Below are 15623 nucleotides of genomic sequence, written 5' to 3' on the forward strand. Positions count from 1 at the left end.
ATAATAATATTTGCCGTTTTTGGTGCGGTTTTCAGAATTTATTTAGAAATTAAATTCACAGCAAGTTACTTGATATTTTCATAACAATGTTGTATCATTATATAGATGATTATTATTATTCCCGGTATTTCAATGGGGGTTAGAATTAGGAGGAAGCAAGATGTATAAGATATTAAAAGCTGAAAAATTAGCTGACAAGATTTATCTTATGGATGTTGAGGCACCACGTGTTGCAAGACACTGCCAGCCTGGACAGTTCGTTATCGTTAAGATGGACGATAAGGGAGAACGTATCCCACTTACAATCTGTGACTATGACAGAGAAGCAGGTACTATTACAATCGTATTCCAGGAAGTCGGAGCATCTACTGTAAAGATGGCTGACTTAAAGGCCGGGGATTCATTCCGTGATTTCACTGGACCTCTTGGCTGTGCTTCAGAGCTCGTTGAAGAAGACATAGAAGACTTGAAAAAGAAAAAAATCTTATTCGTAGCAGGTGGAGTTGGAGCTGCTCCTGTATATCCACAGGTAAAATGGTTACATGAACACGGCGTAGCAGCAGATGTTATTGTCGGAGCAAAGACAAAAGATATGCTGATCCTTGAAGATGCTATGGAAGCTGTATCTGGTAACTATTACCCATGTACAGATGATGGTTCCTACGGACATGCCGGAATGGTTACAACAATGGTCGAAGAACTTGTAAATAATGGAAACAAATATGATGTATGTATTGCAATCGGTCCAATGATCATGATGAAATTTGTCTGTCTCCTTACAAAGAAACTGGAGATCCCGACAGTTGTCAGCATGAACCCGATCATGGTTGATGGTACAGGAATGTGCGGTGCCTGCCGTCTGATCGTTGGAGACGAAGTGAAATTCGCATGCGTAGACGGACCAGAGTTTGACGGACATCTCGTTGATTTTGATAACGCTATGAAGAGACAGCAGCTTTACAAGACAGAAGAAGGTCGTGCAATGCTGAAATTACAGGAAGGTGACACTCATCATGGTGGATGCGGAAACTGCGGAGGTGACAAATAATGGCAAATGTATTAGAGAGAGTTCCTGTAAGAGAACAGGATCCAAAAGTAAGAGCAACAAACTTCGAAGAAGTATGTTATGGATATAACAAAGAAGAAGCAATGGAAGAGGCACAGCGCTGTATCAACTGTAAGAATGCAAGATGTATCCAGGGCTGTCCTGTATCTATCAATATTCCAGGATTTATTAGTCATGTAAAAGAAGGTAATATTGAGGAAGCTTATAAAGTAATCGGAGAGTCCTCAGCACTTCCTGCTATCTGTGGCCGTGTATGTCCACAGGAGTCCCAGTGCGAGAGCAAATGTATCCGTGGAATCAAAGGTGACCCGATTTCAATCGGTAAACTTGAAAGATTCGTTGCTGATTACGCTCTTGAGCATGACATTAAACCTGCAAAACCTGAGAAGACAAATGGACATAAAGTTGCAGTTATCGGTTCTGGTCCGTCCGGACTTACATGCGCCGGAGACCTTGCAAAGCTTGGTTATGAAGTAACAGTATTTGAGGCACTTCATGAGCTTGGCGGAGTACTTGTATATGGTATTCCAGAGTTCCGTCTTCCAAAAGAGAAAGTCGTAAAGAAAGAAATCGAAAAAGTAAAAGAATTAGGTGTACATTTTGAGCCAAACGTAGTAATCGGTAAATCAACAACAATCGATCAGTTGATGGAAGAGGAAAACTTTGAAGCTGTATTCATCGGTTCCGGAGCAGGTCTTCCGATGTTCATGGGAATTCCGGGAGAGGCATCAAACGGAGTATTCTCTGCAAACGAGTATCTGACAAGAAGCAACCTTATGAAAGCTTTCGATGATTCTTATGATACACCGATTGCAGCAGGTAAGAAAGTTGCAGTTATTGGTGGCGGTAACGTAGCAATGGATGCTGCCAGAACAGCACTTCGTCTTGGAGCAGAAGTACATGTAATCTACCGTCGTGGCGAGGAAGAACTTCCAGCCAGAGTTGAAGAAGTACATCATGCAAAAGAAGAGGGCGTTATCTTTGATCTTCTTACAAATCCAAAAGAAATTCTTGCAGATGAGAATGACTGGGTAAAAGGAATGAAGGTTGTTAAGATGCAGCTTGGAGAGCCTGATGCATCAGGAAGACGACGTCCGGAAGAAATTCCAGGATCAGAGTACGAGATTGAACTTGATACAGTTATCATGTCTCTTGGAACATCTCCAAACCCATTGATCGCTTCTACAACAAAAGGTCTTGAGACAAACAAGAGAAAATGTATCGTTGCAGAAGAAGAAAATGGACAGACATCAAAAGCATGTGTATTCGCTGGCGGAGATGCTGTAACAGGAGCAGCAACAGTAATCCTTGCTATGGGTGCCGGAAAAGCCGGAGCAAAGGGAATTCATGAATTATTAAGCAACAAATAGTTCATATTGGGGACGTAGTAAAGCTTTAAAATGCTACGTCCCCATCATTGATTAAGGGTGTCCCTTTTTTCATAAAAGGGGTGCCCTTAGTTTATGAAATTGCCTTTTTTATTGACACTTCTAAGTCTTTTGTATAAAATAATATCAGAATTAATTATACCTAACCTCCACAGATTAATTTAATACTGTTATTCTAGGATATCGAGATTCTGAATATAATACTAATAGATAATAAAAAGGAGTGTTTGATACATGACAATTTTCTGGGGACTAATGATACCGTTCATCGGAACAACTCTTGGGGCATTATGCGTATTATTTATAAAAAATGAATTAAAACCTGTGATTCAAAAGTCTTTACTTGGTTTTGCAGCGGGAGTTATGGTTGCGGCCTCTGTATGGTCACTTTTAATTCCAGCTATGGAAATGTCTGATCATCTGGGAAAACTGGCATTTTTACCGGCTGCTGTTGGCTTTCTTGTCGGCATTGTATTTCTTCTTGCACTGGACCGCATCATTCCACATCTGCATCTTGGGAGTGAAGAATCAGAAGGTCCTAAAGCTTCATTAAAGAAATCGACGATGCTGATCTTGGCAGTTACAATTCACAATATTCCGGAAGGAATATCTGGTGGCGCAGTATTTGCAGGACTTCTTATGAATAATTCAAAAGTGACACTTGCCGGAGCATTTGCACTGTCTATCGGTATAGCAATTCAAAATGTACCAGAAGGCTTTATTGTTTCACTGCCTGTCAGAAGTGAAAAAGGGCGGATAAAAGCTTTTTTATATGGTATGTTTTCTGGGATTGTTGAACCAATTGGTGGTGGTATAACAATTTTGCTTGCATCTAAAATTACACCTGTATTGCCGTATCTACTTGCATTTGCAGCAGGTGCTATGATTTATGTTGTAGTGGAAGAGTTAATTCCGGAATCATCTGAAGGAACCCATAGCAATGTCGGCACAATAGGTTTTTCGCTTGGGTTTGTATTAATGATGATATTAGATGTAGCGTTGGGCTAGAAAGCATAAAGATGAATAAAAGGAGAACATGTTCGATAAAGTAACATGTTCTCCTTTATTCTTTTAATTTATAAACTTACACTAGTTATGACGATTGATAACAGAATGTAAAAAATCTCATTTACTTGTGATAGGGTTCATGATTTATAATTCGATAACTGCGATATATCTGTTCCAATAAGATCACACGCATTAATTGGTGAGGAAACGTCATTTTTGAAAAACTGAGTGCATAGTCTGAGCGTTTTAAAACTTCTTTGCCAAGACCAATAGAGCCGCCTATAATAAAAATAATATGACTGATGCCTTGAACGCCAAGCGTGTCGACTTTTTCGGAAAGTTCTTCAGAGGTCAGCATTTTGCCGTGAATTTCCAATGTGATCACATATGCGTCTTCTTTGACATATTTCAGAATCCGTTCGCCTTCTTTATCCCGGATTGCATTTTCAACAGTCTCGCTTGCGTGATCCGGCGTCTTTTCGTCAGCAACTTCGACAATCTCAAGCTTACAATAACGGCCGAGCCTCTTACTGTATTCTGCAATAGCATCTTTTAAATATTTTTCTTTTATTTTTCCAACGGTAATTAAAGTAATTTTCATAAATGTCTCCAGTTAAAAAATAGCTTCAGTTAAAATAGCTGGATATTATTCGTCCCAGCCCTCGTAAAACCGGATATTTACAGAAATGTTACGAATAAATTCCCCTTCTTTTAAGTCAATATCTTCCTCGTCAGATACATACGGGATGAATGGATCTTCTTCTGTAAGTTCCAGACTCAGCCAGTTTCTGGCGGCCTCATTGGCATCATCTATGGCATCATCTATCGTGTCACCTTCTCCGTAACAACATTCTAAATCAGGGAAATAGCCCTTGTATTTTCCATCTTTTTCTTCATGAAATACTGCTGGATATATAAATTTCATTTTTCTGTCCTTTCTAAACTCTTATAAGTCTTTTACATTATATCACGACTTGACAGGAATACAATAGCAAACACTTTTTAATTATTCTTTCATTTTTCTGTGATTTATTAAGTTATTATGCACAAGATATGCTATGATATACTTATAATATTAAAACTGAATTCAGGAGGTTCTAGAACAATGACAAGAGCAGGCGAACGTAAGATTGCAAAAAAAGAACAGGTAAATGGCGGAGCAGGTCATGTGCTTATGGAGGCTCTTTTAAATGAAGAAGAACGAGGAGAGCATTGCCGTATATTTTCTCAGGTAACCATTGAGCCAGGCTGTGAACTTGGTTATCATGAGCATCATGGAGAAACTGAGACTTATTATGTACTTTCCGGCAGTGCGACTTATATGGACAACGATAAAGAATACGAGATCAAAACCGGCGATGTTACATTTTGCAAAGATGGAGACGGACATGGAATTAAGAATCACGGAACAGAACCAATTGTATTTGTAGCACTTGTATTAAAAAAATAAAAATCTTTTTATTTTATAAAGAGGTAATTACAGGAGAAAGCTTATGAAATTTTTATTTGCTTCAGATTCATTTAAAGGGAGTTTATCTTCGCAAAAGACAGCAGAACTTCTGGCAAAAGCAGCCCGGGAGATATTTCCGGACTGTCAATGTGACAGCATTGTCGTTGCAGACGGTGGCGAAGGTACAACAGCGGCAGTACTTGCGGCTACAAATGGAAAAAAATTACCTGTGCAAGTTCATGGACCTCTCTGGGAGGATATTACAAGTAATTATGGCATGCTGGATGAAAATCGTGCAGTAATGGAAATGGCTGCAGCTTCCGGACTGCCTCTCGTTCCAGAAGAGAAAAGAGATCCACGCTATACTACATCTTATGGAACTGGAGAAATGATTGCAGATGCTCTTAGAAGAGGATTCCGGGATATATCCATAGCCATCGGCGGCTCTGCTACAAACGATGGTGGAATCGGCTGTATACGCGCCCTGGGTGGAAAATTTTTAGATGAGAATAATCAGGAATTAAAGGGTTGCGGCGAGGATTTGATGAAAATTAGAAAAATAGATCTTTCTGGACTTAATCCATTGATAAAAGAATGTAAATTCACGGTAATGTGTGATGTCACAAATCCGCTTTGTGGAAAAGACGGAGCTACTTATACATTTGGCAGACAGAAAGGTGCAACCCCCGAGATTCAAAATGATCTGGAAGCTGGTATGTGTAATTACCGGGACATTATTAAAGAGCAATTTGATCTGGATATGGATAATATACCGGGGTCCGGAGCAGCTGGTGGTCTCGGGACCGCTCTTATGGTATTTTTAAACGGAACATTGAAATCTGGAATTGAGACGGTACTTGATCTTGTGGATTTCGATGAACATCTGAAAGATGTCGATATTGTCGTAACCGGAGAAGGTGCTACAGACTGGCAGTCTGTATTTGGCAAAGTCATGCAGGGAGTTGGTGTACACTGCAAAAAGCGCCATATACCAGCTGTAGCGATTGTCGGAAGTATGGGAAGCGGTGCAGAAGATATCTTCGATTATGGAATTGAATCTATTATCACAACGGTAAATAATATTATGCCTCTGTCTGATGCTTTAAATCATGCTGAAGAATTATATCTTGGTGCAGCAAGACGAATGTTCCGACTCTTAAAAGCAGGAATGCAGATGCGTTAACAAATAAATTGTTATATTTTATGATATTCTTGAATGAACTTGATCATCTTACGAACGGCAGTACTCTTTGCAGTGCTGCCATTCGTAACTAAATAAATTTTCCGAAGTGGCAGTTTTTCTTCCAACGGAATCTGATATACATCACCTTTGGTCAAAGCTAGTTCAGCCATTTTCTTAGGATAAAAACCGATTCCAAGGTTATGAGTGATCAAAGGAAGCATCTGATCGGTTGTCGCGGTCTCCATATCCGGTGCAAAGGAAAGTCCATGTTCCAGAAAAAAACTGTTATATAATTCTCTTGTACTTCTATTTTCATCAAGACTAATAAATGGAAGAGAAGCAATATCTTCAAGCTTCTGGGTATGTTCTGCAAGCTTTTTGTATTTTCTCCCTCCGATTAGTATTTCGCGGTAAGAGGCAAGAGGTATTTTCTCCAGTGGACTTTTGATGTCAAGTGGTGTTGTCACCGCAGCAAAATCCACAATATCACTTCTTAATGCCTGAATTGCCTGTGGCGTCGAATGATTCGAAATACGAAGTCTGACATGCGGATATTGTTCATGAAATTTTTCAAGTCTTGAAAGTAGTACCAGTCTCAGCGCGTTTTCGCTGGCACCAATGGATACTAATCCATTCTCCAGTTCACCATTCTGACGGATTTCTTCTTCGCCAATTTGTAACTGTTCATATGCAATTGCTACATGCTCATATAATTTCTTTCCCTCTGGTGTTAACGAAATACCACGGTTAGACCGTAGGAAAAGAGTGCATTTTAATTCTTGCTCCAGGATATTCATGCAGCGTGTAATATTGGGCTGATTGTTGCCAAGCATTTTTGCTGCTTTTGTAAAGCTCTTATAACGTGCTACAAAATAAAATATGCGGTAATAATCGTAAGTAATCATATCTAGTCCTCTCATTCCAAATTGATATATCCATGATACTAAATATATCTTTTACATTTTGACGTAAGACAACTATAATATATAGCAGATAAAAAATCAATAAGAAAAGAGATGAATAAAAATGGCAACCATATTTCCAAGAGAAGAAAAAGCAGAATACTTATTTGACAAAATTCTGGAAAATTCGCAGGCATGCGAACGGTTGATGGAAACATTTTATGAATCAGTAGAATCTGACGGCGAATATTCAGGAGAAGTATTGCCGCCGGAGAAATTTGCAAAAGCTTTATTTGATGCTTATAAGAATAAAGATCTGACCGCTTTCCTTCTGGCAATCTGTCAGCACAGCATGTTCGATCTTCTTAGAAATGCATACCTTGTTCCGTTTCGTTTTAACGCTGACGGACATACCAATCCTTATATTTTAACGGATGGATCCGGCAATCTGTTAAATGATTGCAAGAAAGCTGTACCTGACAAAATATATCATAAATTCCAAAAAGTCTACGCACAAAATAATGATGTGAAAATGTATCTGGCGGAAGGATATCGAAAAAGGCATTGTTATGATGAAGTGACTATGGAAGTAAAAGATTATCGAATGGGAGAGCAGTTAGGTGTTTTGCTTGTATATGAACTGCCGGATACTATCAAAATGAAAGAGACTGAAGCTCAGTCTTATGTCGCCGTTATGGATCTGGTTATGCAATTGCAGGAAGAATTGCCAAAATCCATTGTTTATTATGGACAAGAACGTCTTGAAGAAAAAGGCGAGCATTTTGATGAACTTGGAGTTTTTCTTCCATTTACACATTTTTCAGAACGACTGGAAAAACATATTGAGACAGCGAAGAAGATTGTTTATCAATATAAAGAATAATTTGTCATATAATCTATAAGAAAGAGGAACTATTCACTTGAAAATGAACGGTTCCTCTTTTAGTTCAGTTGAGAAGACTCCCAATTATATAAGTGACAAGTGAACTTATATAATTGAGAGTCGAATCTTTGAATTTACGTGCAATAACGAAATGTTTTATCTGTCAAAATCCTTGCAAAAATCAATCCAAGCGGCAATGCAAGTATGATCATAAATGCGGCAGCGAACCACTCTGCTGATGTATGCAGGGACATGATTCCCAGATTATAAATAGCACGGTACAAATAAAGGCCAGGTACCATAATTACTATAGAAGGTACCGTTACGGATATTCTTGGAAATCCCGCAACATTTTTAATCATAGAAGCAAGAATTCCTGCGACAAGCGCGCCGATAAATGCAGCAGCAGCTGGGGGCATATTTGCAAGGTCCACCATTTCCAGACGAAGAGTATTGGCAACGGCTCCGATACATCCGGCTGTAGCTGCCAGTTTTCTTGGACTGTTAAACATAACAGAGAATCCGAAAACTCCACAAAAGCTTGCTGCCAGTCGGAAGAGAATTTGTATCGGGACTTGCAAATTTAATGTTAGAAAATCCACCGGCTGCAATTTTAAGATAAGTGCCATAATCCAGGCAGTCATTGTTGCAACAGTGATGATAATGATTGCATAAGTTAATCGTTCCAGACCTGATCTCATGTCCAATTTTGCAAGGTCAATACCACTGGTAATGAATGGGAATCCTGGAATGATAAATAACATAGAACAAATATATCCCGCTTCATGTTGTTCTGACACCCCAAGTATCAGTTTCATCACTTCAAATAATCCTGCATAGACCAGACAGGCTGATGTTACGGAAACGAAGATACATAAAAATAGTGTAAAATGATGCTTCCCCAGTTTGCATCGGACAAAATTTCCGATACCGGCACCTACAAATGCACAAAACATTTCTACCGGTCCGCCTCCAAGTAAAAAGGTAAATGCGCCACAGGCAAGTGCGGCTGCAAGACCAAGTGCGGTCGGAGAGTAGAGACCATGTATTTTTTCAATCTGATCCAGATGAGAATGTAATTCCTCACCAGTCATGTATACACCTTCGGATGAAAATTTATTAATAAACTGTTCCAGACGATTCAGTTTTGATGTATTTACTCCTGTGTTTGTAAGACATAAGGACTGCGAGTAACATTCCTCTCCGTCGAAACAGGTGTATTCAATAGACATTAATCCGATGTCTGCAGTACAAGTCAACCCTAACTGTTCTGCGAGTGTATTCATAGATTGTCTGACACGCCAGGCTCCGGTTCCACATGACAGAAGCATAAGACCTGTCCGTCCGATCACAGAAGATTTTTCAATAATTCCAGCATTTGTAATCGGGATATCGTCAATTGCTTCTGCATAATCATGCCATAAAATTTCCATGTGATTTTTGTGAATCACTTGCATATAAATCACTTCTTTCTTCACTGAACTGACCATATCGTCAGCTTAGTATAAATATTTTTGCAGCCATATAAATTATGTATGTTTGATATTTTAATTATACATATATAGCATATTATATTCAGCTTTAGTATAGTCTTTATTTCTTGTTTGTCAATAATTACTTACTGTCTTGTCACATGTAAAAACATGTGTTATAATTGTCTGCAATGAAATTTCAGATCATATGGGAGGAAAAACATATGACAATTGTAGAAGAAATACAAAAACTAAAACAAGAAAAAAATGCAGTGATCCTGGCTCATTATTATGTCAGACCTGAAGTTCAGGATATTGCAGATTACATAGGAGATTCTTTCTATCTAAGCCGTGTTGCAACAGAGCTTTCTGAGAGTACGATTGTATTTTGTGGCGTTTCTTTTATGGGCGAGAGCGCAAAGATCTTAAATCCGGACAAAACTGTTCTGATGCCGGATCCGACTGCTGACTGCCCGATGGCACATATGGCAGATGTAGAATCCATTAAAAAAGTCCGCGAAGAGTATGAAGATGTAGCAGTGGTCTGCTATATTAATTCTACAGCAGCTTTAAAAGAATATTCCGATGTATGTGTAACGTCAGCAAATGCTGTCAAGATAGTAAAAGCGTTACCGAATAAGAATATCTACTTTATTCCGGACCGGAATCTGGCTCATTTTGTAGCAGATCAAGTTCCAGAGAAACATTTTATCTATAATGAAGGTTTCTGTCCGACACATGAGCGTATGGAAGTTGATGAAGTCCGCGAAGCAAAAGAAGAACACCCGGATGCACTGGTGTTATCTCACCCGGAATGTAATACAGAAGTATTAAAATTATCCGATTATATAGGAAGTACTTCAGGAATTATTAAATATGCAACGGAAAGTCCATGTAATGAATTTATCATCTGTACAGAAGAGGGCGTACACTATAAACTCGTTCAGAATAATCCGGATAAACATTTTTACTATCCGAAGACTGTTCCGGTATGTCCGAACATGAAAAAGAATACTTTGGAAAAAGTGCTTCATGTATTAAAGACCGGCAAGAACGAAGTTCATGTCAGTGACAGCCTTCGTGAAAATTCAAAAAAACCTCTGGAACGTATGTTAGAGCTTGGAAAGTAGGCATTTGAATATGAATCAAATAGATAATATGAAAAATGTAAGTAATAGTAAGGAAAATAATTTGCAGGCCGATGTGGTCATTGTCGGCACAGGCGTAGGTGGCTGCTTTTCAGCCTTGAATCTGTCCGAAGATTTATCCATTATTATGATTACAAAATCAGATCTTGAAAGCAGCGATTCATTTCTCGCACAAGGAGGGATCTGTGTGTTACATGATGACGATGATTATGACAGTTATTTCGAAGACACAATGCGGGCTGGTCATTATGAAAACAGGAAAGAGTCTGTAGATATTATGATCCGCGGTTCACAGGATGTAATTCATGATCTGATCGGGTATGGTGTGGATTTTGCAAAGGAAGATGGTAAACTTCTGTACACAAGAGAAGGCGCCCATTCCAGACCTCGAATTCTGTTTCATGAAGATATTACTGGTAAAGAAATCACAAGTAAGCTTCTTGCACAGATAAAGACACGTAAAAATATCCAGATTATGGAATATACGACGATGACTGACATCCTCATTTCCCAAGGGGCATGTGCCGGGATTGAGGCTGAAACATCTGATTATAAAAAGATTTATATCCACGCTGATCAGACTATTTTTGCAAGCGGTGGAATTGGAGGTCGTTATCAGCATTCCACAAATTTCCCGCATCTTACCGGAGATGCACTTGATATTTCCAAAAAACATGGGATCAGGCTAGAACATTTAGATTATGTACAGATTCATCCAACAACACTTTATTCTAAAAAACCGGGGCGCAGATTTTTGATTTCCGAATCTGTGCGTGGGGAAGGTGCTCTGCTGTATGATAAAAATGGAAATCGATTTGTAGATGAACTGCTCCCAAGAGATGTTGTCACAAAAGCCATTCAGGAACAGATGAAGAAGGATGGGACAGATCATGTGTGGCTGTCATTAGAAAAGATTCCAAAGGAAATAATCCTAAGTCATTTTCCGAATATCTACCAGCATTGCCTGGAAGAAGGTTATGATGCGACAAAAGAGTGGATTCCAGTCGTTCCGGCTCAGCATTACTTTATGGGGGGAATCTGGGTTGACTCCGATAGTCATACCTCTATGCCAAATTTATATGCAGTAGGAGAGACAAGTTGCAACGGTGTTCATGGAAAGAACCGACTTGCAAGCAATTCTCTTTTGGAGAGTCTTGTATTTGCTAAAAGAGCTGCCAGGAAAATCATGTCTGAAAAACAGATGAATAAGGCAACCGCATAAAACAGTAATAAAATGCTATAAAAAAGGAGATTTTCAAAGAGTCATGAATACAATTACGATGAAACTACAGGCTGACCATCTCATCGAAGAAGCCTTAAGAGAAGATATATCAAGCGAAGATGTAACCACAAATTCAGTCATGAAAGAAGCTGTTCAAGGAGAAGTTAACCTGATCTGCAAACAAGATGGAATCATAGCCGGTCTGGATGTGTTCCGGCATGTTTTTGAACTTTTAGACGAAAAAACAAAGGTACAATTTTATAAAAAAGACGGTGATGAAGTAAAAGTGGGAGAGCTTCTTGCTGTAGTGACCGGAGATATTCGAGTTCTGTTGTCTGGAGAAAGGGTAGCTTTAAATTATCTTCAACGTATGAGCGGAATTGCCACATACACGAATTCTGTTGCAAAATTGCTTGCCGGAACTAAAACGAAACTTTTGGATACAAGAAAAACAACTCCGAATATGCGTATTTTTGAAAAATATGCAGTTCGCGTCGGAGGCGGATATAATCACCGCTATAATCTATCGGATGGCGTCCTTTTGAAGGATAATCATATTGGTGCAGCCGGAAGCGTCACAAAAGCAATACAGATGGCAAAGGATTATGCACCGTTTGTTCGGAAAATCGAGGTGGAAGTAGAAAATCTTGACATGGTAAAGGAAGCAGTAGAAGCAGGTGCAGACATCATTATGTTAGACAACATGTCTTATGACGAGATGAAAGAAGCTTTATTAATCATTGATGGACGTGCCGAGACAGAATGTTCCGGAAATGTTACAAAGGAAAATATTGAAAAACTGACCGGACTTGGTGTGGATTATATTTCCAGTGGAGCACTGACACATTCCGCACCGATTCTTGATGTTTCCTTAAAAGGACTTCATGTAATATAAGTCTATGCATAGTGTTGCTGTTGACTAACATTTATTTCTCGCTCTACAATAAGAAAAAAGCAAAGAAGGTGCGAGTATGCAGGCTTTGTCAACAGCAGCACCCGGTAAAGTATATACCATCAAATGGATGTTCGGTCTCCCGGAGGTTTTGGATATCATCCGTAACTGTCAGATTGAGGAGGGCAGTGAAATCCGGGTCTTTGAAAAGTTCAATGGTGGTCTGATTATCGGGAACAAACACAAAAGAATCGCAATTAGCGATGATGCAGCGGCAAGAATACAAGTTTAAAGTTGTATTTTTGATACTCTTAAAAAAGTATTTGTCGTAAGAAAAAAGAAGTATGAGAATCCATTTAAGATGTTTCATGCTTCTTTTTCTTATATCTGAACAGCATTTTTATCATTTACATATGCGGATATCAGGAAAAAATCTAAATTATGATATCATATATTTTGAGGATAGCCGTATTACTTTCATTTGAATTTGTCAATAGTTTAACAAATATTTCTTGTATAAAATTACATACAAAACACATGAATTGTACTCTCTAAAATGCAATTTCTCAGTGAAATTGCACAAAATCAAGTACAAGCGCTTTTTGATTAATTGTACTCATTTAAATACTTGCAATCGAAAAAACCCGATGCTATACTGTGCCCGTAAAAAGAAATACATATTTAGGAAAAGGAGACGTAAAGATATGGCACAGTACGAACAGTGGGCAGGATTTAAAGGAAGAAACTGGACGCATTCTGTAGATGTTAGAAGTTTTATCCAGGATAACTACACTCCATATGAAGGAGATGACTCTTTCCTGGAAGGACCAACTGAAGCAACCAACAAATTGTGGGGAAGACTTCAGGAGCTTCAGAAAGAAGAGCGTGCAAAAGGTGGCGTTCTTGATATGGAAACAGATGTAGTATCCGGACTGACAGCATATGGCCCAGGGTATATCGATGAGAGTATGAAAGACCTTGAGCAGGTTGTAGGTCTTCAGACAGACAAGCCTCTTAAGAGAGCATTCATGCCTTACGGTGGAATTAAGATGGCAGAGCAGGCTTGTACAACTTATGGATATGAGCCAAACCCAAAACTTCATGAAATCTTTACTAAATATCATAAAACACACAACCAGGGAGTTTTCGATATCTACACACCAGAGATGAAAAAAGCTCGTCATAACAAAATCATTACAGGACTTCCGGATACTTACGGACGTGGACGTATCGTTGGTGATTATCGTCGTGTAGCTCTGTACGGAATTGATTTTCTTCTTGAGAAAAAACAGTATGATTTTGAGCGTTACGCAAGACACGGCATGAAAGGTACAGACTTCCGTCTTCGTGAAGAGCTTGCTGATCAGATGAGAGCACTTCGTGATATGAAAGAAATGGCTGCTGCTTACGGTTATGACATTTCACAGCCTGCAAAAGATGCAAAAGAGGCTGTACAGTGGTTATACTTTGGTTATCTTGCAGCAATCAAGACTCAGAACGGTGCTGCTATGAGTGTTGGACGTGTGTCTACTTTCCTTGATATATATATTGATCGTGATATTAAAAACGGTAAGCTTACAGAGAAAGAAGCTCAGGAATTAATTGATCACCTTGTAATGAAGTTCCGTATGGTTAAATTCGCAAGAATTCCTTCTTACAATGAACTGTTCTCAGGAGATCCGACATGGGCAACTCTGGAAGTAGCCGGACTTGGACAAGATGGACGTTCTATGGTAACAAAGAACGATTATCGTTTCCTTCACACATTAAAGAACATGGGTCCTTCTCCAGAGCCGAACTTAACAGTTCTTTATTCTTCAAGACTGCCAGAGAACTTCAAGAAATTTGCTGCTCGCATTTCTGTTGAGACAAGTTCTATCCAGTATGAAAATGACGATGTTATGCGTCCGGTATGGGGTGATGACTACAGCATTTGCTGCTGCGTATCTGCCACAGAGACTGGTAAAGAGATGCAGTTCTTCGGAGCCCGTGCAAATCTTGCAAAATGCTTAATGTACGCAATCAACGGTGGTGTTGATGAGAAGACAAAAGCACAGGTTGGACCAAACTATCAGCCAATCACATCTGAGTATCTTGACATCGATGAAGTACTTGCTAAATATGACGAGATGATGGAGTGGTTGTCCAAGTTGTATGTTGATACACTGAACATGATCCACTACATGCATGATAAATATTACTATGAAGCAGCGCAGATGTCCCTCATCGATACAGATGTAAAACGTTCATTCGCTACAGGTATCGCAGGATTCTCACATGTAGTAGATTCCTTAAGCGCTATCAAATACGCAAAGGTTAAACCAATCCGTGACGAGGACGGAATTGCCGTTGACTTTGAAATTGAGGGAGACTTCCCAAGATATGGTAATGATGATGACCGTGCAGATGACATTGCAATCTGGCTTCTGAAGAAATTTATGCACAAATTAAGCAAATGCCATACTTACAGAGAGTCTACACCGACAACATCTATCCTTACAATTACATCAAACGTTGTATATGGTAAGGCTACAGGATCTCTTCCAGATGGAAGAAAAGCAGGAGAGCCATTATCTCCAGGAGCTAACCCATCATACGGTGCAGAAAAAGCAGGACTTCTTGCTTCCTTGAACTCTGTTGCTAAGCTTCCATATGAACTTGCATTAGATGGAATTTCTAATACACAGACAATCAGCCCAGGAGCACTTGGACACAATGATGAAGAGAGAAGTGTAAATCTTGCACACGTATTAGATGGATACTTTGATCAGGGAGCTCATCATCTGAATGTCAATGTATTTGGTACAGAGAAACTGATCGATGCTATGGAGCATCCAGAGAAACCAGAGTACGCAAACTTTACAATCCGTGTATCTGGATACGCTGTAAAATTCATCGACCTGACTCGCGAGCAACAGTTAGATGTAATTTCCAGAACATGCCATAAAGAAATGTAATTTTCACACATATAAGACCTCGTGTTTGACAATGCTCTTCGCGGGGTCTTAT

The 15623-nt window shown here is 39.2% G+C and carries 15 protein-coding genes; 11 read left to right on the forward strand and 4 right to left on the reverse strand.

Annotated features, from left to right (window positions below; translation table 11 throughout):
• The first annotated feature begins 160 nt into the window (after nt 1-160).
• The 3 genes from LI149_RS00640 (at nt 161) to LI149_RS00650 (ending at nt 3462) form a co-directional block, all read left to right on the forward strand.
• On the forward strand, nt 161-1048 hold the full coding sequence (locus LI149_RS00640; RefSeq protein ID WP_005332642.1) for a sulfide/dihydroorotate dehydrogenase-like FAD/NAD-binding protein: 888 nt from the start codon (nt 161-163) through the stop codon (nt 1046-1048).
• Nucleotides 1048-2436, forward strand: coding sequence for an NADPH-dependent glutamate synthase (gene gltA, locus LI149_RS00645; RefSeq protein WP_227078244.1), 1389 nt, complete (start codon nt 1048-1050; stop codon nt 2434-2436). The genes LI149_RS00640 and gltA overlap by 1 nt, the downstream gene beginning before the upstream one ends.
• A 252-nt stretch (nt 2437-2688) precedes the next feature.
• The gene (locus LI149_RS00650) at nt 2689-3462 is read left to right on the forward strand and encodes a ZIP family metal transporter (protein ID WP_227078245.1); all 774 of its coding nucleotides are present in this window, start codon (nt 2689-2691) and stop codon (nt 3460-3462) included.
• A 121-nt stretch (nt 3463-3583) separates the two neighbouring features.
• Here LI149_RS00650 and rlmH read toward each other — a convergent pair whose 3' ends face one another.
• Both rlmH and LI149_RS00660 read right to left on the reverse strand, forming a co-directional pair.
• Entirely contained in the window at nt 3584-4063 is a 480-nt protein-coding gene (gene rlmH / locus LI149_RS00655) for a 23S rRNA (pseudouridine(1915)-N(3))-methyltransferase RlmH (RefSeq protein ID WP_168933092.1), read from the reverse strand.
• A gap of 45 nt (nt 4064-4108) precedes the next feature.
• Entirely contained in the window at nt 4109-4387 is a 279-nt protein-coding gene (locus LI149_RS00660) for a type II toxin-antitoxin system HicB family antitoxin (protein WP_005332646.1), read from the reverse strand.
• A gap of 180 nt (nt 4388-4567) precedes the next feature.
• Between LI149_RS00660 and LI149_RS00665 the strand changes: the two genes are divergently transcribed.
• On the forward strand, nt 4568-4912 hold the full coding sequence (locus tag LI149_RS00665) for a cupin domain-containing protein (protein ID WP_005332647.1): 345 nt from the start codon (nt 4568-4570) through the stop codon (nt 4910-4912).
• Between the two features lie 43 nt (nt 4913-4955).
• The gene (locus LI149_RS00670; protein WP_117656929.1) at nt 4956-6095 is read left to right on the forward strand and encodes a glycerate kinase; all 1140 of its coding nucleotides are present in this window, start codon (nt 4956-4958) and stop codon (nt 6093-6095) included.
• An 11-nt stretch (nt 6096-6106) separates the two neighbouring features.
• Here LI149_RS00670 and LI149_RS00675 read toward each other — a convergent pair whose 3' ends face one another.
• A complete protein-coding gene (locus LI149_RS00675) occupies nt 6107-7000 on the reverse strand; it encodes a LysR family transcriptional regulator (protein ID WP_227142928.1) in 894 nt (297 codons plus the stop codon).
• Between the two features lie 121 nt (nt 7001-7121).
• Here LI149_RS00675 and LI149_RS00680 point away from each other — a divergent pair, with 121 nt between their 5' ends.
• Entirely contained in the window at nt 7122-7880 is a 759-nt protein-coding gene (locus tag LI149_RS00680; protein ID WP_227142864.1) for a DUF4866 domain-containing protein, read from the forward strand.
• 134 nt (nt 7881-8014) lie between these two features.
• Here LI149_RS00680 and LI149_RS00685 read toward each other — a convergent pair whose 3' ends face one another.
• On the reverse strand, nt 8015-9370 hold the full coding sequence (locus LI149_RS00685) for a threonine/serine exporter family protein (RefSeq protein ID WP_227142865.1): 1356 nt from the start codon (nt 9368-9370) through the stop codon (nt 8015-8017).
• A 206-nt stretch (nt 9371-9576) separates the two neighbouring features.
• Between LI149_RS00685 and nadA the strand changes: the two genes are divergently transcribed.
• The 5 genes from nadA to pflB all read left to right on the forward strand — a co-directional run bounded on the left by nadA (nt 9577) and on the right by pflB (nt 15571).
• The gene (gene nadA, locus LI149_RS00690) at nt 9577-10482 is read left to right on the forward strand and encodes a quinolinate synthase NadA (RefSeq protein ID WP_227142866.1); all 906 of its coding nucleotides are present in this window, start codon (nt 9577-9579) and stop codon (nt 10480-10482) included.
• A gap of 10 nt (nt 10483-10492) precedes the next feature.
• A complete protein-coding gene (locus LI149_RS00695) occupies nt 10493-11722 on the forward strand; it encodes an L-aspartate oxidase (RefSeq protein ID WP_227142867.1) in 1230 nt (409 codons plus the stop codon).
• 43 nt (nt 11723-11765) lie between these two features.
• Nucleotides 11766-12617: a carboxylating nicotinate-nucleotide diphosphorylase gene (gene nadC, locus LI149_RS00700; protein ID WP_227142868.1), complete on the forward strand. Its 852-nt coding sequence runs from the start codon at nt 11766-11768 to the stop codon at nt 12615-12617.
• A 76-nt stretch (nt 12618-12693) separates the two neighbouring features.
• On the forward strand, nt 12694-12906 hold the full coding sequence (locus tag LI149_RS00705) for a FeoA domain-containing protein (protein WP_005332670.1): 213 nt from the start codon (nt 12694-12696) through the stop codon (nt 12904-12906).
• A 412-nt stretch (nt 12907-13318) separates the two neighbouring features.
• Entirely contained in the window at nt 13319-15571 is a 2253-nt protein-coding gene (gene pflB / locus LI149_RS00710) for a formate C-acetyltransferase (RefSeq protein WP_005336433.1), read from the forward strand.
• Nucleotides 15572-15623 lie beyond the last annotated feature (52 nt).

Origin of the sequence: Dorea sp. 210702-DFI.3.17 (assembly GCF_020560825.1) — a bacterium.
Lineage (GTDB): Bacteria > Bacillota > Clostridia > Lachnospirales > Lachnospiraceae > Dorea > Dorea formicigenerans.

Bases quoted from the DNA above. Each gene is read 5' to 3' on its own strand.
- LI149_RS00640 (WP_005332642.1), top strand. From the start codon at position 161: ATGTATAAGATATTAAAAGCTGAAAAATTAGCTGACAAGATTTATCTT.
- gltA (WP_227078244.1), top strand. From the start codon at position 1,048: ATGGCAAATGTATTAGAGAGAGTTCCTGTAAGAGAACAGGATCCAAAA.
- LI149_RS00650 (WP_227078245.1), top strand. From the start codon at position 2,689: ATGACAATTTTCTGGGGACTAATGATACCGTTCATCGGAACAACTCTT.
- rlmH (WP_168933092.1), bottom strand. From the start codon at position 4,063: ATGAAAATTACTTTAATTACCGTTGGAAAAATAAAAGAAAAATATTTA.
- LI149_RS00660 (WP_005332646.1), bottom strand. From the start codon at position 4,387: ATGAAATTTATATATCCAGCAGTATTTCATGAAGAAAAAGATGGAAAA.
- LI149_RS00665 (WP_005332647.1), top strand. From the start codon at position 4,568: ATGACAAGAGCAGGCGAACGTAAGATTGCAAAAAAAGAACAGGTAAAT.
- LI149_RS00670 (WP_117656929.1), top strand. From the start codon at position 4,956: ATGAAATTTTTATTTGCTTCAGATTCATTTAAAGGGAGTTTATCTTCG.
- LI149_RS00675 (WP_227142928.1), bottom strand. From the start codon at position 7,000: ATGATTACTTACGATTATTACCGCATATTTTATTTTGTAGCACGTTAT.
- LI149_RS00680 (WP_227142864.1), top strand. From the start codon at position 7,122: ATGGCAACCATATTTCCAAGAGAAGAAAAAGCAGAATACTTATTTGAC.
- LI149_RS00685 (WP_227142865.1), bottom strand. From the start codon at position 9,370: ATGGTCAGTTCAGTGAAGAAAGAAGTGATTTATATGCAAGTGATTCAC.
- nadA (WP_227142866.1), top strand. From the start codon at position 9,577: ATGACAATTGTAGAAGAAATACAAAAACTAAAACAAGAAAAAAATGCA.
- LI149_RS00695 (WP_227142867.1), top strand. From the start codon at position 10,493: ATGAATCAAATAGATAATATGAAAAATGTAAGTAATAGTAAGGAAAAT.
- nadC (WP_227142868.1), top strand. From the start codon at position 11,766: ATGAATACAATTACGATGAAACTACAGGCTGACCATCTCATCGAAGAA.
- LI149_RS00705 (WP_005332670.1), top strand. From the start codon at position 12,694: ATGCAGGCTTTGTCAACAGCAGCACCCGGTAAAGTATATACCATCAAA.
- pflB (WP_005336433.1), top strand. From the start codon at position 13,319: ATGGCACAGTACGAACAGTGGGCAGGATTTAAAGGAAGAAACTGGACG.